The 21,634-nt window shown below is 46.4% G+C and carries 17 protein-coding genes; 6 read left to right on the top strand and 11 right to left on the bottom strand.

Annotation, left to right across the window (positions count from 1 at the left end):
* Positions 1-102: 102 nt before the first annotated feature.
* The 8 genes from MYF79_RS16675 to MYF79_RS16710 all read right to left on the bottom strand — a co-directional run bounded on the left by MYF79_RS16675 (position 103) and on the right by MYF79_RS16710 (position 10,042).
* Positions 103-1,722: a RagB/SusD family nutrient uptake outer membrane protein gene (locus MYF79_RS16675; RefSeq protein ID WP_247808786.1), complete on the bottom strand. Its 1,620-nt coding sequence runs from the start codon at positions 1,720-1,722 to the stop codon at positions 103-105.
* A 23-nt stretch (positions 1,723-1,745) separates the two neighbouring features.
* A complete protein-coding gene (locus MYF79_RS16680) occupies positions 1,746-5,015 on the bottom strand; it encodes a TonB-dependent receptor (protein ID WP_247808787.1) in 3,270 nt (1,089 codons plus the stop codon).
* 310 nt (positions 5,016-5,325) lie between these two features.
* Entirely contained in the window at positions 5,326-6,492 is a 1,167-nt protein-coding gene (locus MYF79_RS16685; RefSeq protein ID WP_247808788.1) for a FecR family protein, read from the bottom strand.
* A 67-nt stretch (positions 6,493-6,559) separates the two neighbouring features.
* Positions 6,560-7,123: an RNA polymerase sigma-70 factor gene (locus tag MYF79_RS16690; RefSeq protein WP_247808789.1), complete on the bottom strand. Its 564-nt coding sequence runs from the start codon at positions 7,121-7,123 to the stop codon at positions 6,560-6,562.
* Between the two features lie 105 nt (positions 7,124-7,228).
* Positions 7,229-8,056, bottom strand: a complete 828-nt coding sequence (locus MYF79_RS16695; RefSeq protein WP_247808790.1) for an AraC family transcriptional regulator — start codon at positions 8,054-8,056, stop codon at positions 7,229-7,231.
* Between the two features lie 70 nt (positions 8,057-8,126).
* The gene (locus MYF79_RS16700) at positions 8,127-9,152 is read right to left on the bottom strand and encodes an SDR family NAD(P)-dependent oxidoreductase (protein WP_247808791.1); all 1,026 of its coding nucleotides are present in this window, start codon (positions 9,150-9,152) and stop codon (positions 8,127-8,129) included.
* 120 nt (positions 9,153-9,272) lie between these two features.
* Positions 9,273-9,500 carry a helix-turn-helix domain-containing protein gene (locus tag MYF79_RS16705; RefSeq protein ID WP_247808792.1) on the bottom strand — a complete coding sequence of 76 codons (228 nt, stop codon included), beginning with the start codon at positions 9,498-9,500 and terminating at the stop codon, positions 9,273-9,275.
* A 2-nt stretch (positions 9,501-9,502) separates the two neighbouring features.
* Positions 9,503-10,042 (bottom strand): hypothetical protein, encoded by a 540-nt coding sequence (locus MYF79_RS16710; RefSeq protein WP_247808793.1) that lies wholly within the window; start codon positions 10,040-10,042, stop codon positions 9,503-9,505.
* A gap of 248 nt (positions 10,043-10,290) precedes the next feature.
* On the opposite strand from MYF79_RS16710, the gene MYF79_RS16715 reads away from it, so the two are divergent.
* Positions 10,291-11,004 carry an SMUG2 DNA glycosylase family protein gene (locus MYF79_RS16715; RefSeq protein ID WP_247808794.1) on the top strand — a complete coding sequence of 238 codons (714 nt, stop codon included), beginning with the start codon at positions 10,291-10,293 and terminating at the stop codon, positions 11,002-11,004.
* Positions 11,005-11,139: 135 nt separating this feature from the next.
* Here the strand turns inward: MYF79_RS16715 and MYF79_RS16720 are convergent, their stop codons facing one another.
* From MYF79_RS16720 to MYF79_RS16730, 3 genes are all read right to left on the bottom strand, one after another.
* The gene (locus tag MYF79_RS16720) at positions 11,140-11,520 is read right to left on the bottom strand and encodes a hypothetical protein (protein WP_247808795.1); all 381 of its coding nucleotides are present in this window, start codon (positions 11,518-11,520) and stop codon (positions 11,140-11,142) included.
* Between the two features lie 4 nt (positions 11,521-11,524).
* Positions 11,525-11,794 carry a hypothetical protein gene (locus MYF79_RS16725; RefSeq protein WP_410688237.1) on the bottom strand — a complete coding sequence of 90 codons (270 nt, stop codon included), beginning with the start codon at positions 11,792-11,794 and terminating at the stop codon, positions 11,525-11,527.
* 440 nt (positions 11,795-12,234) lie between these two features.
* Positions 12,235-13,158: an alpha/beta fold hydrolase gene (locus MYF79_RS16730; protein WP_247808797.1), complete on the bottom strand. Its 924-nt coding sequence runs from the start codon at positions 13,156-13,158 to the stop codon at positions 12,235-12,237.
* Between the two features lie 696 nt (positions 13,159-13,854).
* Between MYF79_RS16730 and MYF79_RS16735 the strand changes: the two genes are divergently transcribed.
* The 5 genes from MYF79_RS16735 (at position 13,855) to MYF79_RS16755 (ending at position 21,615) form a co-directional block, all read left to right on the top strand.
* Positions 13,855-16,971 carry a SusC/RagA family TonB-linked outer membrane protein gene (locus MYF79_RS16735; RefSeq protein ID WP_247808798.1) on the top strand — a complete coding sequence of 1,039 codons (3,117 nt, stop codon included), beginning with the start codon at positions 13,855-13,857 and terminating at the stop codon, positions 16,969-16,971.
* Positions 16,972-17,017: 46 nt separating this feature from the next.
* Positions 17,018-18,478, top strand: a complete 1,461-nt coding sequence (locus MYF79_RS16740; protein ID WP_247808799.1) for a RagB/SusD family nutrient uptake outer membrane protein — start codon at positions 17,018-17,020, stop codon at positions 18,476-18,478.
* A gap of 30 nt (positions 18,479-18,508) precedes the next feature.
* Complete coding sequence (locus tag MYF79_RS16745; protein WP_247808800.1) at positions 18,509-20,347, top strand: sulfatase-like hydrolase/transferase; 1,839 nt, start codon at positions 18,509-18,511, stop codon at positions 20,345-20,347.
* A 142-nt stretch (positions 20,348-20,489) separates the two neighbouring features.
* The gene (locus tag MYF79_RS16750; protein WP_247808801.1) at positions 20,490-20,651 is read left to right on the top strand and encodes a hypothetical protein; all 162 of its coding nucleotides are present in this window, start codon (positions 20,490-20,492) and stop codon (positions 20,649-20,651) included.
* A 46-nt stretch (positions 20,652-20,697) separates the two neighbouring features.
* Complete coding sequence (locus MYF79_RS16755; RefSeq protein ID WP_247808802.1) at positions 20,698-21,615, top strand: sterol desaturase family protein; 918 nt, start codon at positions 20,698-20,700, stop codon at positions 21,613-21,615.
* Positions 21,616-21,634 lie beyond the last annotated feature (19 nt).

The raw sequence follows: 21,634 nt of genomic DNA on the forward strand, positions 1-21,634 counted from the left end.
GGACGTATATCAGACGCATCCTGCGGTGAAATTAAATAACTGCGGATAAATTTACACCCGGTGTTGTTACGCCGGGTGTAAATTTTGTGTTGTACAATGCTTTTATTGCGGATATCCCGGGTTCTGGCTAAGCGCCGGGTTGAGCTGAAAGGCGGTAGTTGGAATAGGGAAAATGCGGTGATTGGGATCTGCATCCGTTTTGAATCCCCATTTTCCTTCATACTTGCCAAAGCGGATCACATCATTCCTGTGCCAGGATTCCCAGGCAAATTCACGGGCCCTTTCTGCATAGATGTCTTCGAGTGTGACAGCTGACCATGCCGGCGAAGTGCTGCGCTCTGCCCTCAGCTGGTTAACCAGTGAAAGTGCAGTCTGGCCCAGTGTGGATGCTCCGCCCCTTAATATAGCTTCCGCTTTCATCAGGAGAACATCTGAGTAACGGAAGAAGGGGATATCATTTTTCTGGTTCCTGTTCAGCGATGTAGCGTCCGGGAAGATCTTGGTGTTACGGTAACCCATGTTCCAGGCAATTTCGTCATTGCCCGCGTCAAAAGAAGCTACATCCTGGCGCAGGGTCACTTCCGGCTTCAGATCGATCTGATAGGTGAAAGGGGCCGAACCATCCGCACCGGTATAGAACTGATCATATCCCTTCTTTGTGGTAGTAACAGTAGCAGGTGTTACCCCATCGTCCAGGTATTGCAGGCCAGTGAGCCATTGTTTGTTCCTGATATCACCGGGATCGTTGAAATTGACATAGTATTCCGGCAGGGTACAGATTGCGCCATCTGGTGTAAAGGGAAGATGATACTTCTGTTGCGCAAGCCCTCTCGGAATATCATAGCGTGCATGCAGGTTCTGTGACCTGAAGGGCATGGTGTTTGCCCAGGAAGGATCAAAAGGTATAGCGAAAATGAACTCTTTCATCTGAGGCCCGTTATTGGGATAGAACATCTGCAGATATGTGTTTTTAGGTTCCAGCGCATATTGATTGGATTGTATCACATTATCGCAGGCTGCGATGCAGTCATTGTTCCTTTCGGTACCTGTGTATATTTGAGCATTCAGGTACATTTTTGCCAGTAGGGTATAAGCCATCCATTTATTGGCCCTGCCATATGTGGCTATAGGGTCAGTGCCAAGGTCAGGAATGCAGGCTTTGATTTCCTGTTCCACGAAAGTAAACACCTGTGCCCGGGGAACATTAGGTTTTGGACTAAAGTCGCCATTCACTGTATCAAGAGGTACATTACCATAATTGTCCATCATCATGAAATAAGCCAGCGCACGGATCATCCTGAGTTCTGCAATAGTTCTCTGTTTAAAAGCTCCCTCCGGAACATTTTTAGACAGTATCGACAGGGATTGGTTCGTTGTTCCTATGATCGTGGAAAGCCAGGTCCAGTTGCCGTTTACCAGGCCATTGTCTTTTGTCCAGGTGTGGTAGTGCAATTGCTGGAATTCTGCACCGTTGTACCAGTTGCCTCCCCTGGCAGGGAAGATGGCTTCATCGGTGGACAATGTCTGCAGAAAGAAGTATTCCACCGAAATGTTTCCTCTTAAAGCTACATAGGCCGGGCCTGAGGCTGCAACAAACTGTGCGCTGTCCCGCGGAAATACATCCGGCGTCAATTCAGTTGTGATGGGTACATCCAGTTTATAACAGGCGCCCAATACGCTCATCAGCAAAGGAATGCTTATATATTGAAGTAATTTTTTCATAATGAAGATTTTAACTTGTTCACTTACAGGGATATGTTCGCGCCGAATAAGAAAGTGCGTGTCTTAGGATAGAAGTTATTGTAATCTACCCCCGGTGCTATACCGCCCTGGTTCACTTCAGGGTCTACGCCGTGAAAGCCTGTAATAACAAAAAGATTGTTGGCAGTTACATATAATCTGAGTCCTTTGATATATGGTCCCAGGTTCTTGAAATTGTAGGAAAGGCTGGCATTGTCAAATCTCAGGTAGCTGCCGCTTTCTACAAAGCGGTCGGAATAGAGGTAGGCGTTAAAGTCAGCAGTACTTTCACTGGCCGCATCTTTCAGGATGTTGGTATATTGGGCAGTGGAAGGTCTGAACAGGTCTGCTCGTGTAGCATTGAATATCTTGTTGCCAAAAACACCTCTCAGGAAGATGCTCAGGTCCCACTGACGATAGTGGAAACTGTTGGCCCATCCCATCAGCAGTTTAGGTTGTGCATTGCCTATGTAGTGATAGTCTGTTCCTACTACCGGGGTGGTAGTCAGTTTGCCGTCGCCGCCCACATATTGTGAAACGCCATTGGCGTCCTTACCGGCATAGACCAGGGAGAAGAACTGTCCCAGTGGTTTACCTTCTTTCAGTATCTGTAAAGAGTGGCCCGACTGGCCGGCGCCTTCTGGGAAGGCCAGCAGTACGGAGTCGCCGCCCGCAAAGAGCGGGTTGCTCAGACTGGTGATCCTGTTCTGGTTGTGCGCAACATTCAGGCTGCTGGTCCAGCTGAAGTTTTTATTCTGTACCGGTGTGGCATTGATGCTCACTTCAATCCCTTTGTTTCGCATACTGCCGCCATTGGCAACAATAGTGCCTGTAGGAACAAGTATCGGGTCTACCCTGTAGGAGTAGATCATGCCGGTTGTCTTTTTGTTATACGCGTCTACTGAAACATTAAGTTTGCCCTTCAGGATGGCAAAGTCCACACCTATATTGGAAGTAGCCGTCTTTTCCCATTTCAGGTCAGGATTTGCTGCCTGTACAGGGCCGCTGGCTGCTATTGACATACCGTTATAGTAGTAGGTACCAAGGGTGCCCGAGATGAACCTGGATGTGTAGGCATTGAAGCCGGATGCGTTACCCGTTACGCCATAACTGGCTCTCAGCTTTACGTCTGTCAGAGCGGTGATGCCTTTCATGAAATTTTCCTCACTGAGGCGCCATGCAAGACCAACAGACGGGAAATAACCCCATTGATTGTTGGTACCGAACACGGAACTACCGTCTCTTCTTACAGATCCCTGCAGCAGATATTTATTACCGTAGTTATAGTTCAGACGGGCAAAGTTCGATATCAGCCTGTTCTCCTGGTAAACGCCATCAGGGCCAAATCCTACCTGGAAGCCTGATATGGCGTAAGGATTACTCAATGCCAGATTGTTATACCCGATATTGTCCACAGGGAAATTGCTGGTGGTGACCTGGAATCCGTCTCCTATTTTATTGTTTTGCCAGGAGTACCCCAGCACCATGTTGATGATATGACGTCCGAAGGTTTTATCCCATGTCAGGAAAGTTTCCAGCACTTTGGTGGTATTCTGGTAAGAATTCCTGGTGGCCTGTCCATTCTGGCCGAAGGTCTGAGGACTATGAAAACCCAATCCGGGATTGGGATTGTCATACATGCTGTTATAATTTGTCGTGAAATATTTGTTGTAGTATTCACCATGAGTAGAGGTGAACCCGATATAGGAAAGATTAAGATCGTAGGTAAATCCGAATGGCAGTTTCACCTGTGTGGTGAAGCTTCCTACAAGATTGTTGTATTTGGTGTTCATCTGGCTGTTATTCATCATTGCAACAGGGTTATAATAGCCCTGCGTAGTGAAGTTCTCAAACCAGGATCCGTCGGCATTTTTTATAGGCGAAACAGGCAGGTGCAGGGCTGATTGCAGCAGCACTACGTTACGGTACGGAATGTCGTCAGCACTGCTGTTGGAGTTCATCACATTCACGCCGAATTTCACCCTGTCGTTCAAGGCATATTGTTCCAGCTGCAGGCGGGCAATAACGCGTTCAAGATCGCTGTTCAGCAGGATACCTTCTTTTTTGGTGTAGTTCAGGCTTGCCACATAAGTGCTATGTTCTGAGCCGCCGCTCAGGGAAAGGTTGTGGTTATGCGATACGGCGGTCTTTCTTTGTATGGCTGCCTGCCAGTCGGTATTAGCGCCTTTGTCGTCGGCAGGGGAAAAGGACTGGCCATTCTTTGTAAGGAAACTGCGCAATTCTTCCGCAGTCATCATCTTCAGGTTGTTGGATACTTTTTCGATGCCAGCATATCCGCTGTATGACACCTGCAATTGCCCCTTTTTCCCCCTTTTGGTAGTTACCATGATCACGCCGTTGGCAGCACGGTTACCATAGATGGCGGTAGCAGCGGCATCTTTAAGTACATCTATAGAAGCAATATCGTCGGGCGCAATAACAGAGATATCAGCCCCCGGAATACCATCAATAACATAGAATGGCCCCTGTGAAGCATTCAGTGTGGAAGCGCCGCGCAGTACTACGGCCGCAACCGCATTCGGATCGCCGCTCGCAGATACGTTCAGGCCGGGTACTTTACCCTGCAACAACTGCCCTACATCGGTAATAGCGCCTTTGTTCAAATCGTCGGCTTTTACGGTGTTGACAGCGCTGATCAGGTTCTGGCGGGATTGTTTACCGTAGCCCACCACTACCACATCTCCCAGGCCAAGCGCGCCTGAGGAGAGGGTAACAGTAATGGTATTGCGTCCGTTCACCGGTATTTCCTGTGGCTGGAAGCCTATATAGCGGAACACCAGGACGGCATTGTCTGCCAGGCCGGATAACTGGTATTCTCCGTTAGTATTGGTTTGTGTGCCTTTGGAGGTACCTTTTACCTGCACGGACACGCCAGGCAGCGGATGTCCCTTTTCATCGGTCACCCTTCCGGAAACATTACCGGCGGGCGCTTCGTCAGGCATCACCATCAGCAGGTCTGATTGCCGGGGCTTTACCACTACTGTTTTATTTACGATCTCGTAGGTAAAGGGTTGTTTATTGAATATAAGGTCCAGCACATACCGCAGATCGCCATTCTCCACCTGCACACTTACCTTATGGGCATTTTTCAGCATACCTATCTTATAAAAGAACAGGTAGCCGGTTTTCTCTTTGATCTCCCGGAACACGTCCTCTAACGGCCGGTCTTTTGCGGATAAGCTCAGCTTTTGGGCGTAGCCGGCAGCGCTTACCTGCAAACAGGCGATTGTCATTAAAATAACGATCATTTTCATAACTAGGAGCATTTTGCGCATAGGGAATAGTCTCAGTTTTTCTACTATGCTGCGATGTTCAATTTTGGTTGGTGAAAGCCCGGGTACACCTATGGCTTTCACATAATCATACAATTGCATAGATTTGCAGTGTTTGGGTGTGAGTGATAATTGATCTTCAGCGGATTATTTATTGCCTGTATAGCTCAAACGTGGCAGGGGCGGGCTCAATCGCCCCTGTTTTATTACAGGTATACAGACAGGCGGATTCAAGGTGCATTATCCATACCTGCATTCAATTTTGGTTGATAAAAATGTTGTCTTTCCTTTATCAGGATCTTACCAGTATTTTATGTCCCTGTACGGTGAATTTAACCCCGCTGGCCTCCAGTATTTTCAGTACGGCCGTTATATCTGAGCTTCTGTCTATTTCCCCCTGGAAGCGGTCCTGTGGAATGCCATCCGGGTATACGATCTCCGCGTCGAACCAGCGGGCTACCTGTCGCATTACTTCTTCAATGGAGGCATTGTTGAAGCTGAACAGGCCATTCTTCCAGGCAATGACAGCATCCAGGTCGGCATGAACTACCTGTACCTTGCCTGCGTGATCCATTTTAGCCTGTTGTCCCGGTTTCAGCAACGCTTCTCCTGTGGTACTCTGTATTTTCACTGCCCCCTGTAATAGTGTGGTGTTTACAGACTGTTCATCGTTGTAGGCCATAATATTAAAATGTGTCCCCAATACCTTTACCTGCATGTCTCCGACCTTTACGCTAAAGGGACGGGATGGGTCGGTAGCTACCTCGAAATATGCTTCACCACTTAAAGTGACCTGCCGTTCCTTATCTGTAAAGGCAGCAGGAAAGGTGAGGCTGCTTGCAGCATTTAGCCATACCACTGTACCGTCGGCAAGCGTGATGTTATATTTGCCGCCACGGGGCACGGAAAGGGTATTGAAGACGGCAGGCGCATTGCCTGATTTTTCCTGTTCGCTGTTATAAACAAGCTGACCGTTATTCAGCTTAATGATCTTTGTGTTGTTCTGTTGTCCAAGGGCGCCGTTCTGTTCATCTTCGAGCGCTATGACATTGCCATTGGCCAGTGTTAGGGTGGCTTTGTTACCGCCGGGTTTGAGCTGGATATTGTTTTTAATATTGCCCGCAGCAAGTTGAGATGGCGCCTGTTTTTTGACGCTAAACCAGTAAATGCCGGCGGCAATGATCAGCAGAGCTACCGCCGCCGCTGCACGGAGGTACCGGGCTGGCATCCGGCGGTATAAAGAAAGAGGCCTTTTCTCTTCCATCCGTTCACTGATCTGTTGCAGCAGGTGTTCACGAAGTGCCTGGCGGGAATGCGCCGTTTCGTCGTTCCAGTCAATAGTTCCTTCAGGTACACTATTATACCATGCTTCAAACAAAGCCTTTTCTTCCTGGCTGATAGTTCCTTTCAACCATTTATCGGCAAGCCGGGATATCTGTTCTGATGTCAGATCGCTCATTGTAGGGCCTCTTTTATATATAGTCTTGGGATAAAAGCGGTTTCCCTTAGTGCACCAAAAAAAATTTTTACCAGAGGAAAAAGGAGTGGAGATGCTGAAGGGAGGTGCGCAGCGTTTTCAGCGCCTTGGAGATATGGGCTTCTACTGTCTTAATGGAAATATTAAGGGTGCTGGCTATCTGTTTTTCACTCATGCCTTTCTCCCTGCTCAGGCGAAATACCAGGCGGCATTTCTCGGGAAGGGTTTGTACGGTTTGCTCCAGCTCCTGGCGTAACTGCTGGTAGCTAAGCCATTGTTCTGTACTGGCATCGGCTTCATCGCATACCAATAGCGCGCTTTTTTCCTGTTCGTTTTTGCGTTTTGCTAAGAGTGTCAGTATTTTATATTTGAGTGCGGCGGATATATATGTATGGAAAGAATGTTCCAGAGAGATATTTTCTGCTCTTTTCCAGATGTCGAGGAAAACTTCCTGTACTACTTCCTGGGCATCTGCAGATGATTGAAGGCGCATGTAGGCAAGTGTAAGCAGCTTTTCCCAGTAACGCTCATATAAAGCGGTAAAAGCGGCAGCATCCTTGTTTAATTGGATCTGCTCCAGTAGTTCTTCATCACTGTGGGAATTTTTACGCATGACAATCTAAGATACGTAGCCGGTATAAATATACAAAAAGGCTGGATATTTGTCGTATATACAATAAAAAGGGATTAAGATAAAAAAGATGTTTAGCAGGCGTGATTAAGTAGTGCGAATTTTCTGCCTGTAACCTACAGCTTCTGTCGGCGAATAGCCAAAGTGCTTTTTGAAAGCAAAAGAGAAGTGTGAGAGGTTTTCGAATCCCACTTCGAGGTAGACATCTGCCGGTTTACGGTTTTTTTCACTGAGATAATAGTGTGCCAGTTCCAGTCTTTTCTGCGTGAGCCATCGTTGGGGGCTGATTTGAAACGCCTTTTTAAAATCTGTTTTAAACGTAGTCAGGCTGCGGCCCGTAAAGTAGGCGAATTTTTGCAGCGGCATGTTAAACATAAAGTTATTCTCCATGAACTCACACAGGTCGATCTTTCCAGGTTCGGAGAAATTTGCGAGACATCGGTCAATGCCGGTATCAAGTGTACGCAGAATGGTAATCGCTTCCTCTATTTTTACTGCTACTATCGGCGGGGGAACACCTTCTTCCATTTCAAAGTAAGGAAGGAGTGAGCCAAAAAAACTATCAAGTAATGGATGACGCTCATAATATCTGATGCCATGAGTTTGGTCAGATGTCGGTATGAGTTCATGGCGGGTATAATAGTCTTTCAAACGCTCTGTTCTCAGGCTGATAGTGACCGATCTGTAAGGTTGCCCATCTTTGGCATATTTGATGAATGTTGTCAGCTGGTTGCGCGGACAGAACCAGGTGTCGCCAGGCTTCAGGGTATGGGTTTGATTGGCAATAATAACCTTTACTTCCCCTGATATAAGGTGACCGAAAGTATGATCGCCGGAAAGTAACTCGTACTTGAAATATTTATCCCGGATGCAGGGCAGCATAATTTCCTGCGCAGAAGTCCAGTACGTTGACATAGTTGAAAGCTTTTGATATTACAAAAGAACGCACAAATTCTCATTGAGCATGTGCGTTCCTTTAATTGTGTTATTCCGCGGCGAATGCAATGCCGGTCAGGGCCTCACTGATTGACCAGAGCCTTTGTGCATTTTCTGCGTCAACGGCCTCCGGCGTTACGCCTTTTGTCATTACAAATTCCTCAGGATGGTATCCTTTCCATTCCTCGTCAAGCGGTGCTATGTCCGTGTCTTCACAATACACGCCGCCGATGTTTTCGAGTGTAGGACTGGTGGCACACCAAACGGTGGTAGATGCGCCTTCTCCCAGGGTTTTATAACCATTGTAAGGATCGTGGCGGAAATTACCTTCTTCGTCATATATCCCTAAAGCGGCTAAGGTTTCTCTGGATAGCTCCCTGCCGAGATCTGTGGCCGATATGGCGCCAGGGTGCAGAGAATAAGCCCTTACACCAGAAGCTTGCGCCCGTTTATCCAGTTCCACCGTAAACAGGATATTGGCTGCTTTTGCACGTGCATAAGCAACAGTGGGATCATAAGGCTGATGTTCAAAATTGGGATCTTCCAGGTCGACAGACGCCATATGATGCCCCCAGGAAGAGACATTGACAATGCGAGCGCTGCCGGCGCTTTTTAAAGCTGGCCATAATTGTGCGGTCAGCTGGAAATGCCCCAGGTGATTGGTAGAGAACTGTGACTCATAGCCACGTGCATCACGTCGTAAAGGTGTCCACATAATACCTGCGTTGTTGATCAGCAGATGCAAGTCTTTTTTCAGGGCCAGAAACCTTTCAGAAAAAACCTTGATCGAAGGAGCGTTCATCAGATCCATTTCCAGCACTGTCACATTGGATAAGCCACTGAGATTCTTCTCTGCCTTCCCGACAGTTCTGGCAGGTACATACACTTGCGCCCCTGCCGCAAGCAATGCCTTCACGGCTTCCAGTCCAATGCCTGAATAGCCGCCTGTAACAATAGCCGTTTTGCCGGTAAGATCTATACCTTTGATAACCTCAATAGCTGTTGATGCTGCGTCGAATCCTGAACCTATGGGATGCTGCAGGGCGCCATAGTAATTATTTGCTTTACTTTCCATAATAATGGTTTTGTTAAAGCAAAGTTCGGAAGCAGAGCGTCCGGCTGGTTTGTTCAGAAGACGAAATAAACTTTGTTGAAAAGGCGGTACGGGTGGCCTGATTGGTATAATTTTGCCTGATCATATTTGTCCCTGCTCTTGCTCTTCCCTTCTGTACTCAAGTATGTCGCCTGGTTGGCAATCCAGCACTTTGCAGATAGATTCGAGCGTCTCAAATCTTACGCCTTTTGCCTTTCCGTTCTTTAAAATTGATAAGTTCACATTGGTAAGGCCTACCTGCTTTGACAGTTCGTTCAGTGAGATCTTTCTCTTAGCCATCATCACATCAAGATTAACGATTATTGCCATAGCTAAATAAATGATTCGTTTTCCTTTTTAACTTGCAGGGCCTGCATAACAAATTGCCGGACACCCCACAATATCGCTCCCAGTAATAAATACATTGTTTGCGGTTCCTTTAACACCAACAATCGGGTAAAGAACCGGAACAACAGATTGGAAATACTCCATAAGGAGTTCCATTGTTCAATATGTAGTTCGTCAGTGTTTTCGCAGATCGTATTGATAAACCCTAAGAAAGCCAGGGACAGACAAGCAATGATAACGCTGTTTAATAAACGGATGCTGTCCTGCTCAAAATAGCCGGATCTTCGATATTTTTTATATAGTTTAAGCAGAAGCACACTTACCCATAAAAAGATAAGATTACTCGCAATCTTCGTAATAAACCACAACTGGGAATTTTTGACAGGAGGGGCGATGAAAGAATGATGGTCCGTCAGCGATGGAATAAACCACCTTACATAGTATATTATGGCCTGAGCTGATAACAACACAGCAGCCCATCCAATAAGGGCAATAAGAAGATCACCTCGTCGCAATGTTTTCATGGCTATTTTTTAAGCTAAGGTATAAAAAAATTAAAATAAAACGATAAAAATTTACTGTCATATTTAAATTGTCTATCCAGAATGGGGCAAGGCTTAATGCCGGATATTTAATCGATCGGCAAACGATAGGTCCTACCGGAGGCGAAGGTGTTTCGAAAAAACGCACTCTATACCCGCTTTCATGAGGTGGATATCGCGGAGGCAGATTATAGGGATTACTGTTGTATTTTTACTGCCCAAATCCAGTCATGAAGAAGAAAACGTTTGCCGACCACGTCATAGAATTTAATACGAACCTTCATTACACCGGCTCCCTGCCTCCGGGCATCAGGATCATGAACCCTTTCCGTGAGCAGCCACAGGTAATGGATATTATGCAACAATTTTATCGGAAGTACTATAACGATCATCACCGGCGCCGTATGATCATGGGGATCAATCCCGGCCGGCTGGGCTCCGGTGCAACCGGTATTCCCTTTACGGATACCAAAAGACTGACAGAAGTGCTCGGCATCAGCATAGAAGGGGTGAAGACACATGAACCTTCATCTGTGTACGTTTATGATGTGATCAGCGCCTATGGGGGCCCTATGGCTTTTTATCACGATTTCTATTTCGCATCCGTTTCTCCACTGGGATTTACTTCGGTAAAGCCGGATGGTTCCGAGATCAATTATAACTATTACGACAGTAAAGCCTTGACCAATGCGGTTTACGATTTTATGGTGAAGAGCATTCGTCAGCAACTGGAATTTGGGATAGATACCCGGGTTTGTTACTGTTTTGGCACCGGTAAGAATGCGGCCTTCCTGAAACAGCTGAACGAAAAAGAACGTTTCTTTGAAACTATTGTACCGCTCGAACATCCCCGGTTTATCATGCAGTACCGCCTTAAACGTAAAGAAGAGTATATCGGAAAATACCTGGAAGCTTTTGCCGCCTATAACGAAAAAGAGCATTAGTTTACGCAACCAATGCTCTGCTAAAAAACCACAAAGCCTCCTTCGTTTAGCTGTTTCTATGTCAAATTATTAATCAGACATTTACATTAACTCCAAACACTACTGCAGGAGGCTACGCTAAATCAGCACAAACTCTTAGGCCAGACCGATGCTTTGGTCTACTTCGGGTATGGAAAAGTTCCCCTTGGTGATTGGAAGTGAAGACCGCAAATCTGTTGCCTTATTACCTGCATTCCATTCAAACTCCGGATTCGCTACTGAAAGTAGCGAATCGGAAGATATGAAGGTAATGTCCTCATTTTCAAATAAGCGCTTAAAGTCCAGAGAAATTGGAATCCAATATTTGTCCAGTGCCTCGTTGTTGTAATATTCGTTTACTGGCGTCAACTCAACAACGTGGGTATTGATTACGTCATTATACGCATACTTTATTGCAATTGTTTTGAATGCGTTGGCTAAAAGTGCCAGTTTCTCCTTAATAAATTCAATGGATGCGCTATTTGATTTGTTAAACATAAAATTAGATTTTATTAACGAGTGAAATAATGCTGTTTGCTTTGTTAAAGGCGTCATACACCTCTTCCTGTATTATAAATTCATCCGAGTAGTCTGCTTTTTCTCTCAGATGCTTCAGTTCCGGATACTGTTTTTGAAACCATTTGTAATCCCTGAAATCACTGCTGGCTATTTCATTGCCAATTAACTTGAATGCCTGAATATGCGAGCTGATACCATTATGTTTACTCTTTGCAATGAACTCTGTTTTAATGATCTTTTTCTTTGTAAACAAGACGTGGAACATTGTTTGTAAACAGGAGTAAAAAGAACAATGTACGCTGCTGCAATATGTCTTTTTTTTGATCAGATATCTCGCTGAAAGGAGATTTTGATTCGATTTTTCTTTAAAGGATAGAATATTACTCATATATACACTAAATTTCAATAGATAAGAGATATGGTGAAATTATTTGCCCCTTAGGACATTAAAACAATGGCAAAGTGAATCTGCCACAATACTACACATTGTTTTCCGGACTACTTACACCCCACCATAAAATGAACAAAATGGCTTTTAAAAAATCCTACTGAAAAAAATGAACAATCATTAAAACTCCTTATCTGTTATAAGGCAAAGCGTTAATGGGCAAGGGATTGCCAGCTATGCCTGCACCAATAACAAAAAACAGCACAGACCTTCCGATCTGTGCTGTCTTTGTCTAAACCAACAAATTATTCTCCGAGAAAATCATTTACCTCTTGTACAAACTGCTCAGGGTATTGGAAGAATGCTGCATGTCCTGCATCCGGATAGATCACCAGCCTGTCATTCGGTATATGCTGTGACATATTGATCGCATTGACCACAGGTACAGGCTTGTCTTTCTGACCCTGTATATGAAGCACCGGTTGAGTAACGGCTTCCAGTTCCTTCAGTGCATCCGGATATGGTTGCGCCCATGCCAGAACCGCTGTCAGCTGGGCGGTATTGCTTTCCGCACTTACTGCACTGTCCCGGTCAATCGTACGTTTATGTACTCTCTCATAAGAAAGCTTGCCGGCAGCCCTGCTGGCGTCAGACGTTGTAAACCCGAAGTAAAGGTAGGACTCCAGCGGATTAAGACCAGCGCCGCCAACGAGTATGTCCGGCAGATTGGCCAGACCCTCACTACCTTTAGGACCAGTTCCGGTCAGTACCACCTTATTCACCAACGCCGGTTCAGTAAGTACTATCTGCTGCGTAATGAAACCTCCCATTGAAAATCCCATCAGGTTCACTTTACTATATCCCAGTACTTTTATAAATGCCACGGCTCCCTTGGCCATGTCTGCGATAGTAGCGGGTGTTTTTCCTGTGGATGCGCCAACTCCCTGGTTGTCGAAGATGATCACCCTGTACTTTTGCGCAAGCCCATTGGTAATTGCAGGATCCCAGTCATCCATTGTGCTGCCCAGGGGCGACAGCATAACCAGCGGCATACCGCCCTTGTCTCCCAGTACACGGTAGGCATATTTCGTATCGCCCGAGGTAACGAATTGTGTGGTGGCTGTCTGATGATAGTCGATAACAGTTTCCTGGCCATTACCTGGTGCATCGTCTTTCTTACAGGATACAATGCCTAATGCCAGCACGGCAAATAAAATAAGATGTTTCATAGCAATACTTGTTTTTTTAGTTTCCGGGTTTAGTTTTAATGCTGTCTGTGATTGACAGCGGCAAAACTATAGCCGTGTGCTCCGGAGGACAATAAACAAGTAGCTTAAGTGGACTAATTCTATCGCGAACAGGGCATATGCACGCCTGAACCAACAGTGTGAACATACCATATGAAAAACGCCTACTTATATGAGCAATAGACTGGGGATATGTAATAACGATATAAAATTTATTAGTACATTAATTTGGTGGACTAATAATTACTTTCTATTTTTGATTCGAAATAATAGCGTACTTCCCTGTAATATATTGCCAAATGACACAAAAGGGATCAACCAAATATCAAACAACAGACATCTGCAACAGTAAAACTGATTGCTGCTGTTGTTGTTGCTGAAGTACAACAAAACGCTAATCCTGGCCATATTTTCGCCCAAACTTCCACCTAACGCTCACGTCAGTAAAAGCATTCCCTGCATAGGGGATTGATATATTTATAAACTAAAAATTATGTTGTTGAACAATGCTATGTATGGTAAATAATCGGGGTGCACCTGTTGTATGCCTGTAATGGTATAAAAGTTAGCCGGCACTGCGGGAACAGTGCCGGCCTGACTAAACAAATCTCTGGATGTACTACTCTGCGAATGATCGCGGGGCGGTATCGTATTGTCTAATCACTAATCGCAAATTTAATGAAAAAAGTTCTCTTGCTTATCTCCTGGTTATCAGGAATAGCACCTGTAACGTTCTATGCTCAATCTCCCTCCGATCCTGTAATTAATTCTACACTCACCGGTATTGTACTTGACAGTAAAACGGCCAGCCCCATTATTGGCGCCTTAGTCAGAATTAAAGGCACCACCAACCAGGTGTTGACCGACGCGAAAGGAAATTTTCGGTTTAAAACAGGCCAGAAGCTGCCATACATTATAGAAGCCGTTTTCATAGGCTATAAAAAGCAGGAGATCCAGGCGGATGGTGCTCCGCTGAAGATCCTCCTGCAGGAAAATGAAAGTCAGTTGAATGAAGTCGTTGTGGTGGGATATGGCACACAGCGTAAAAGTGATATCACCGGATCGGTGGCCAGCGTTTCCAAGGTGTTACTGGCCCAACCTGCTGCTGCATTCGACAATCTGCTACAGGGCAGCGTACCGGGGGTTGCTGTAACACAGAGCTCCGGACAGCCTGGAAGCACCGCTACCATCCGCGTACGTGGTGGAAACTCTATCAGCTTCGGGAATGCGCCCTTATATGTGATAGACGGTTTTATTGTCTATAATAACAATGATTATGCAAATACAGGCGCTTCCAATGGTTCAGGCGTCAATGCACTCTCAACCATCAACCCCAGCGATATCGCTTCTATTGAAGTGTTGAAAGATGCTGCTGCAACCGCTATCTACGGCTCCCGCGGAGCAAATGGTGTGATCATCATCACTACTAAAAGAGGTCGCCGGGGCCACGATGAAGTGAGCTATAGCACATATGCCGGTACGCAGCAGGTAAGAAAAAAGCTGGACCTGCTGAATGCAAAACAGTGGGGTGAGCTCGTAAATGATATTAACGTGAGTACCGGAAGCGCTAAAACATACAATGAGGCTGATCTTGCCGCACTTGGTAAAGGTTCCGACTGGCAAAGCGCGGCGCTCAGGAAAAAAGCATTACAGAACCATGAACTTTCCTTTTCAGGAGGAGATGAGAAGTCGAGGTACCTTATTTCTGCCAACTACTTCGATCAGGGAGGTATTATCATCAATACGGGGTTTAAACGTTACTCAGGCCGTGTGAACTATGAACGTACGGTATCAGACAGGCTGAAACTCGCTACCAACATATTCGGTAGCCAGTCAATAGAGGACAAGTTATATGGCAATGCGTACAACAGCCTTAATTTCCAGAGTACAGCCTTTGCCAATCTGTTACAGGTATCACCGGTGGCGAAGATCCGGAATGAGGATGGCAGCTACAATACAAGCAGTCCCTATTCCTCCATTCCAACTAACCCGATCCAGGATTTTCAGTCTACGATCAATAAAACCTACCTGAGAAGGATATTAGCCAATACCTCACTGGAATATAAACTGCTGACAGAACTCACGCTGAAAGTAACAGGTGGGGCAGACCTCCTCAATACAAAACAGAATTATTATTCGCCCGGTTATGCCGGTTCACCCGGCGGCAGCGCTACGGGGTATGCCGCAGGGGGATACGCGTCTGTCGGTAATCTGAGCGCTACCACCTGGATCAATGAGAACACGCTGACCTACGATCATGCCTTCGGTGAAACACATTTCCTGAACGTACTGGCCGGGTATACCATGCAGCATCAGAAGGATGAATCGGCCGTGGCGAGTGCGCAGAAATTTCCCAATGACCTTACTTCCTTTAATAACCTGAACTATGCCAGTACGCCGGTATTATCTGTTTCCGACGGACATGAGTCTTCACTGAATTCCTACCTGGCCAGGGTGAATTATTCCTATCAGCACAAATACAATTTTACGCTGTCATTACGCGCCGATGGATCCTCCAGGCTGGGAGCAAACAATCGTTGGGGATATTTTCCCTCTATTGGCTTTTCCTGGAATGCGGGAAAGGAGGTGTTTGCTGAACGATGGGGCAGTACTGTCAGCGATCTGAAGCTCCGCCTGTCTGCCGGCAGAACAGGTAATTCTGAAGTACCGCCATATAGCTCACTCGCGGCACTGTCGCCAACAAACTATTATTTCAACGGAGCCCTGGTAACGGGCATCGCTCCCGTGCAGATCGCTAATCCCGACCTGAAATGGGAAACAACTACACAGTACAATGGCGGTATCGACTTTGGCCTGGTCAATAAACGTATCAATGTGTCGTTTGATGCCTATTATAAGAAGACGACAGACCTGCTCCTTAACGTTCCCTTCCCGCTGTATACAGGATATGCCAGCGTTTTACAAAATGTAGGCAGTGTAGAAAATAAGGGCTGGGAACTAAGTGTTACCTCCGACAATATCAAGGGAAAGGATTTTAACTGGAAATCAACATTGGTGCTGGCTGCCAACAGGAATAGAATAATAAACCTGGGTAATGGTACTGACTATTATTTCCCGCTGGCGCCTACCGGGTATGTTTCTCCGGTGATCGTAAAAGTAGGACTGCCTGTTGCAACCTTCTGGGGATATAACACTAATGGCCTGATCACAAAAGAAGATCTGCAGAAGGGCATACCTGTGCTGACAGGTGTTTCCCAGCAGGTGGGCGATACGAAGTATGTGGATACCAATGGAGATGGGTTGATCACTACGGCCGACAAGCATAATCTCGGTAGCGCACAACCGAAGCTGACATTCGGTTTCACCAATACCCTCAACTATAAGGCCTTCGACCTGTCATTTGTTTTCCAGGGCAGTTATGGCAACAAGATATTCAACTTCCTCCAGCAGAAACTGGAAATACCTACACTATCGCTGAATGCTTCGGCTGTATTGCTGGACCGCTACAGTGATGCTAATCCGGAGGGAAAAGTGGCCAGGGCAACCAATGCACCGGTAGCCCAGGTAACCGATCGTTATGTAGAGAATGGGTCCTTTGTAAAGCTCAAGAATCTTTCCCTGGGTTATAGTCTCCCGGGAGGCGTACTGGAGAAGATCCATGCGAAACAATTGCGGATCTACATAACAGCGCAGAACATACTGACATGGACCGATTATTCGGGTCTGGATCCTGAGGTGAACTTCTATGACAATGATAACACCAAGCAGGGAATTGACTATGGCGCCTACCCAAGCTCCAAAAGTTTCCTGGCCGGCTTAAGTGTTACATTCTGATAATTGCGCCTGCATAAAACAGTCCTGTTTTTTAATATTCAATACAATGACCAGATTATATCCGATGCTATTGATCGCCGGAGTGCTGATGGCCTCCTGCAATAAATTAGATGAATCGCCATCCTCTCTTATCACGGCTTCGCAGTTTTACAAAACACAGGCAGATGCCCTTGCTGCTGTATCTGCGATATACAGCACTTTGAACACAGACGCAGCGGGTGACTTTCCCATGTATGGCAGAAACCTGAACCTTTTAACAGGGAATGCAAGCGACGACCAGGTGTTCAGTCCGTCGAACACCAACACGGACGTACGTGCCTTAGGTACAGCCACCTATGTGGCGGCCAATGACCGGGTGAAGAAGAACTGGCAGCAGCATTATTTTGGGATCAGCCGGGCAAATATTGCGATTGACAATATTCCGTCAATCGACTTTGATACCACCACGAGGGCAAGGCTGGTGAGAGAAGCTAAGTTCCTGCGCGGATTGCTGTATTTCAATATTGTGCGTTTCTGGGGAGATGCACCGCTTATCCTGCATGATCCTTCTTCTATCGATGTAAATGCACAAAAGGTGAAACGGGCGCCGAAAGACAGTGTATATGCCCAGATCATTGCCGATCTGACAGCCGCTACACTGTTGCCAAAAACATATACAGGGGCAGATATCGGGCGTGCCACCAGCGGGGCTGCACACGCATTGCTGGCGAAGGTGTATGTGACCCGCAGGGAATGGAGTAAAGCGTTGGCCGAGATCAATGAAGTGACCAACGGTGGGTATGGCTATGCTTTATTCGAGAATTACCTGGATGCCTTTCAGCAGAAAACAAAGAATGGTAAGGAGCATATTTTCTCCGTACAGTTTGGAACAAACCTGGGCGCTAAGAATAGTACCCAGTCATTAAGCAGTGGCAATTTTTCTTCTTTTAATGCCGCTGTTTATCCGGGCGATCTTCCTGCCGACAGTACGCTGTTTCAACTATTTGCAGCAACGGACACACGCAGGGACGTTACATTTTTGACCCGCATTTACAACGCGGCTACAGGCAACTATGTCATCTTCAGTCCTGCCCGTTTTGCCAAGTTCATAGACTACTCGCTGACGCCGCTGACCAATCAGGCGCAGAGTGGCATTAACTTCCCTGTGATCAGGTATGCGGATATCCTGTTGCTGAAAGCAGAGGTGCTCAACGAATTGAACAGCGGCCCTACTGCAGATGCTTATGCGGCAATTAATGCCGTAAGAGGTCGCGCTAACGTGGGTGGACTGACCACAGGATTGAACCAGGCCGATTTCCGTGATTCCGTCTTCCTGGAAAGAAGGAAGGAATTTATACAGGAAGGAATGCGCTGGTTTGATCTGTCAAGAAGAGGTGGAAGTTATCTCTACGACGCCTTGAAGAAGATACCTGCAAAAACGGGAGCTGCATTAAAAGATACGCTTTTCCCAATCCCCCAGTCGGAGATAGACATTAACGGGGAGCTGACCAATAATCCCGGCTGGTAATTACATCATCATAAAAACTAATTACGCAACATGAAATTTCTCGTTTTAAGTGCATTAACATTAATGACCGGCTTTGCATTACGGGCACAGCAACCATACCAGGGTACAGTAGGTCGTACGCTGGCGGAATCAAAGGAGTGGTGGCCTGCACCAGCGAAACCTCCGGCTGGTTCTCCTAACGTTATCTGGATATTGCTGGACGATGTAGGCTTCGGCGCTACCAGTACTTTCGGCGGTGTGATCAGCACACCTACATTCGACAGCCTGGCCAATAACGGGCTGCGCTATACTAATTTTCATACAGCTGCTATCTGTGCGCCTACACGGGCGGCATTGATGACAGGCAGGAACCATCATGCAGTACATATGGGCGGCTTCGCGCATTACTTTTCATCTGCCGGTTTCCCGGGATATGACGGGCGGATACCTTCCAGCTCCGGAACAATTGCAGAGATCCTGAAAGAGAACGGATATAACACCTTTGCCGTAGGTAAATACGGGCTCACTCCGGATGAAGATACCTCTGACGCAGGGCCTTTTGACCGCTGGCCTTCCGGCAAAGGATTTGAACATTTCTTCGGCTTCCTGGGCTCCGCTACCGATCAATATAAACCGGCATTGGTGGAAGATAATGCAAACATCAAACCTGATGGCAGGCATCTCAGTGAGCAGATCACAGATAAGGCTATTAGCTACATTGCCAGGCAGAAGGCTGCTGCGCCCGATAAGCCTTTCTTCCTGTATTATGCGCCGGCGGCTACCCATTCTCCCCACCAGGTGGCTACAGAATGGAGCGACCGGTATAAGGGAAAATTTGACGATGGCTGGGATGCATTCAGAGAGAAAGTCTTCGCTAATCAGAAAAAGCTGGGCATCGTTCCTGCCAACGCAAAATTGCCGGAGAGAAACCCATATATACAGGCCTGGAACGAGCTGAAACCCGATCAGAAAAAACTGTATGCACGCTTTATGGAAGTGTACGCGGGTTACCTGACTTATACAGACTACCAGGTAAGCCGCGTGGTCAATTACCTGCGATCCATCAACCAGCTGGATAATACCTTAATCTTTGTTGTGATTGGTGACAATGGAGCAAGTAAAGAAGGCTCCCTGGAAGGAGTGGTGACAGATGCCCATTCTCCCAGGAGGAATAAGACGCTGTCACGCGATTCTGCGAGGTTATTCAATGAGGCACATATAGCGGAGATAGGTACGCCGGCATCCAGCGCCAATTATCCTTTAGGATGGGCGCAGGCTGCAAACACCCCGTTTAAGTACTGGAAACAGGATGCCAATTCAGAAGGAGGAACGCGGAACCCGCTGATCGTATTTTATCCTAAAGGGATCAAAGCCAAAGGTGAAATACGCACACAATATGGATATGTAACAGACCTCTTGCCTACGACCATTGAATTTTTAGGCATTCCTTTCCCTCAACAGATCAGGGGAATCAAACAGGACAGCCTGCATGGAACTTCCCTGGTCTATTCATTTACTGACGCTAATGCACCATCCCGGCATACGGAACAGTACTATTATATCTTCGGCTCCAGGGCTATTTACAAAGACGGATGGAAAGCAGGAGCAGCACATCATCCGAATTATGAAGACCTGAATGGTTTTTCAGACGCAGGCAAAGCTGTTACAAAAGACTTTGACAAGGATGTATGGGAACTCTATAACCTGAATGATGATTTCAATGAACGGGTAAACCTGGCAGATAAATATCCGGAGAAACTGGCTGAATTGAAACGCCTCTTCGAGCAGGATGCGAAGAAGTATAACATCTATCCGTTCATCGATTGGGATGATGTGTTCAAAGCAAGGCTGATCAACTCAAGGAAATTACTCACCGCTGCTCCTAAATGATTACCATATGATAGTACAGGATATTTTACTGCTGATCAGAAAGATCATTGTAGGCATAATCATTTTTTTGATACCCTTGTTTATTATCGCTGGCGCCTTGTGGCTGATCCAGCATTGGCTCTGACATGAAAATATAATCATCATGAAAACAGATAATATCACAAAGCAGCGAATTATCAGGGATGCGCTGATAAGTATTGTGCTGTATGCCTTGCCTGTATTGCTCATGTTGTTATCGTTCAGGATAAGCGGCGAAAAACCGTGGAAGCAACATCCGCAACCGGCTGTAAAAGCATCGAGATAACATTTTAATACCCGTGCCGGTGTACCGGTGCTTAAAACTTTATCTAATGTTACATTATATAGAACTGATCTTCACCAACCTGAATGGCTGGGGCCTGCCAGTGATCATGCTGATCATTGGCGTAGTTGAATTCTCCTTCGGACTATATGAGAACCACTGGACCAATAATGAAAGGATACTGGACATCGTATGTTTTGTGGTGCCCAGGATCGTTGTACGCCCGCTGATCGCTTACCTGGGTGTACTATTATTGCCCACGCTGCTGCCCGATGCAAAGAATATATTCGCCTGGGTACCTTTCTGGTGGGGATTTGCAATTATTGCGGTAGGAGATGACCTGACACAATACTGGTATCACCGCCTGCATCACCAGCTGCCCTGGTTATGGCGCTTCCATCGTACACACCATTCGGCTCCCTATATGGGCATGGCAATGGCCAGCAGGCAGAATATTATCTACACCATCTTCTTTTCACAGATCTATCTGACTACAACCCTGGTATACCTGGGACTTGGATACCCAGTCTTGTTTGTAACAGGCATCAAAGCCTTGATCACGACCGGGGCACATTCCAGTATCAAATGGGATAAACCCTTCTATACCATCCGCTGGCTAAAACCGGTTGGTTGGGTGATGGAAAGAGTAATATCTACGCCGGCTACCCATCATGCACATCATGCAGATAGCAGCGATGATGGCGTTGGATATTATAAAGGAAATTTTGGAAATATGTTCTTTATCTGGGATATCATATTCGGGACCGGGATCATCACCAGGCAGTATCCCAGCGGATATGGCATCAAACACTACAAGCAGGAGGAGTGGTACGCACAATTCCTCTGGCCTATATTTAAGTCCAGGCGGAAGGGCAGTGAACTGTCTGCCGGAGGCCCGATGGTAGGCGACAGTGTGCCGGTTACACCAGCAATATCAGCTTTACCGGTTACTGTTGCAGAAGCATAAATCTGAAGCCGGATAAAAT

This window comes from Chitinophaga filiformis (assembly GCF_023100805.1).
Classification (GTDB): domain Bacteria; phylum Bacteroidota; class Bacteroidia; order Chitinophagales; family Chitinophagaceae; genus Chitinophaga; species Chitinophaga filiformis_B.

Excerpts from the sequence above, each read along its gene's own strand:
- MYF79_RS16680 (WP_247808787.1), bottom strand. The coding sequence starts at position 5,015 with ATGAAAATGATCGTTATTTTAATGACAATCGCCTGTTTGCAGGTAAGC.
- MYF79_RS16705 (WP_247808792.1), bottom strand. The coding sequence starts at position 9,500 with ATGGCAATAATCGTTAATCTTGATGTGATGATGGCTAAGAGAAAGATC.
- MYF79_RS16675 (WP_247808786.1), bottom strand. The coding sequence starts at position 1,722 with ATGAAAAAATTACTTCAATATATAAGCATTCCTTTGCTGATGAGCGTA.
- MYF79_RS16700 (WP_247808791.1), bottom strand. The coding sequence starts at position 9,152 with ATGGAAAGTAAAGCAAATAATTACTATGGCGCCCTGCAGCATCCCATA.
- MYF79_RS16720 (WP_247808795.1), bottom strand. The coding sequence starts at position 11,520 with ATGTTTAACAAATCAAATAGCGCATCCATTGAATTTATTAAGGAGAAA.
- MYF79_RS16750 (WP_247808801.1), top strand. The coding sequence starts at position 20,490 with ATGAAAACAGATAATATCACAAAGCAGCGAATTATCAGGGATGCGCTG.
- MYF79_RS16685 (WP_247808788.1), bottom strand. The coding sequence starts at position 6,492 with ATGAGCGATCTGACATCAGAACAGATATCCCGGCTTGCCGATAAATGG.
- MYF79_RS16740 (WP_247808799.1), top strand. The coding sequence starts at position 17,018 with ATGACCAGATTATATCCGATGCTATTGATCGCCGGAGTGCTGATGGCC.
- MYF79_RS16710 (WP_247808793.1), bottom strand. The coding sequence starts at position 10,042 with ATGAAAACATTGCGACGAGGTGATCTTCTTATTGCCCTTATTGGATGG.
- MYF79_RS16735 (WP_247808798.1), top strand. The coding sequence starts at position 13,855 with ATGAAAAAAGTTCTCTTGCTTATCTCCTGGTTATCAGGAATAGCACCT.
- MYF79_RS16715 (WP_247808794.1), top strand. The coding sequence starts at position 10,291 with ATGAAGAAGAAAACGTTTGCCGACCACGTCATAGAATTTAATACGAAC.
- MYF79_RS16695 (WP_247808790.1), bottom strand. The coding sequence starts at position 8,056 with ATGTCAACGTACTGGACTTCTGCGCAGGAAATTATGCTGCCCTGCATC.
- MYF79_RS16755 (WP_247808802.1), top strand. The coding sequence starts at position 20,698 with ATGTTACATTATATAGAACTGATCTTCACCAACCTGAATGGCTGGGGC.
- MYF79_RS16690 (WP_247808789.1), bottom strand. The coding sequence starts at position 7,123 with ATGCGTAAAAATTCCCACAGTGATGAAGAACTACTGGAGCAGATCCAA.
- MYF79_RS16745 (WP_247808800.1), top strand. The coding sequence starts at position 18,509 with ATGAAATTTCTCGTTTTAAGTGCATTAACATTAATGACCGGCTTTGCA.
- MYF79_RS16730 (WP_247808797.1), bottom strand. The coding sequence starts at position 13,158 with ATGAAACATCTTATTTTATTTGCCGTGCTGGCATTAGGCATTGTATCC.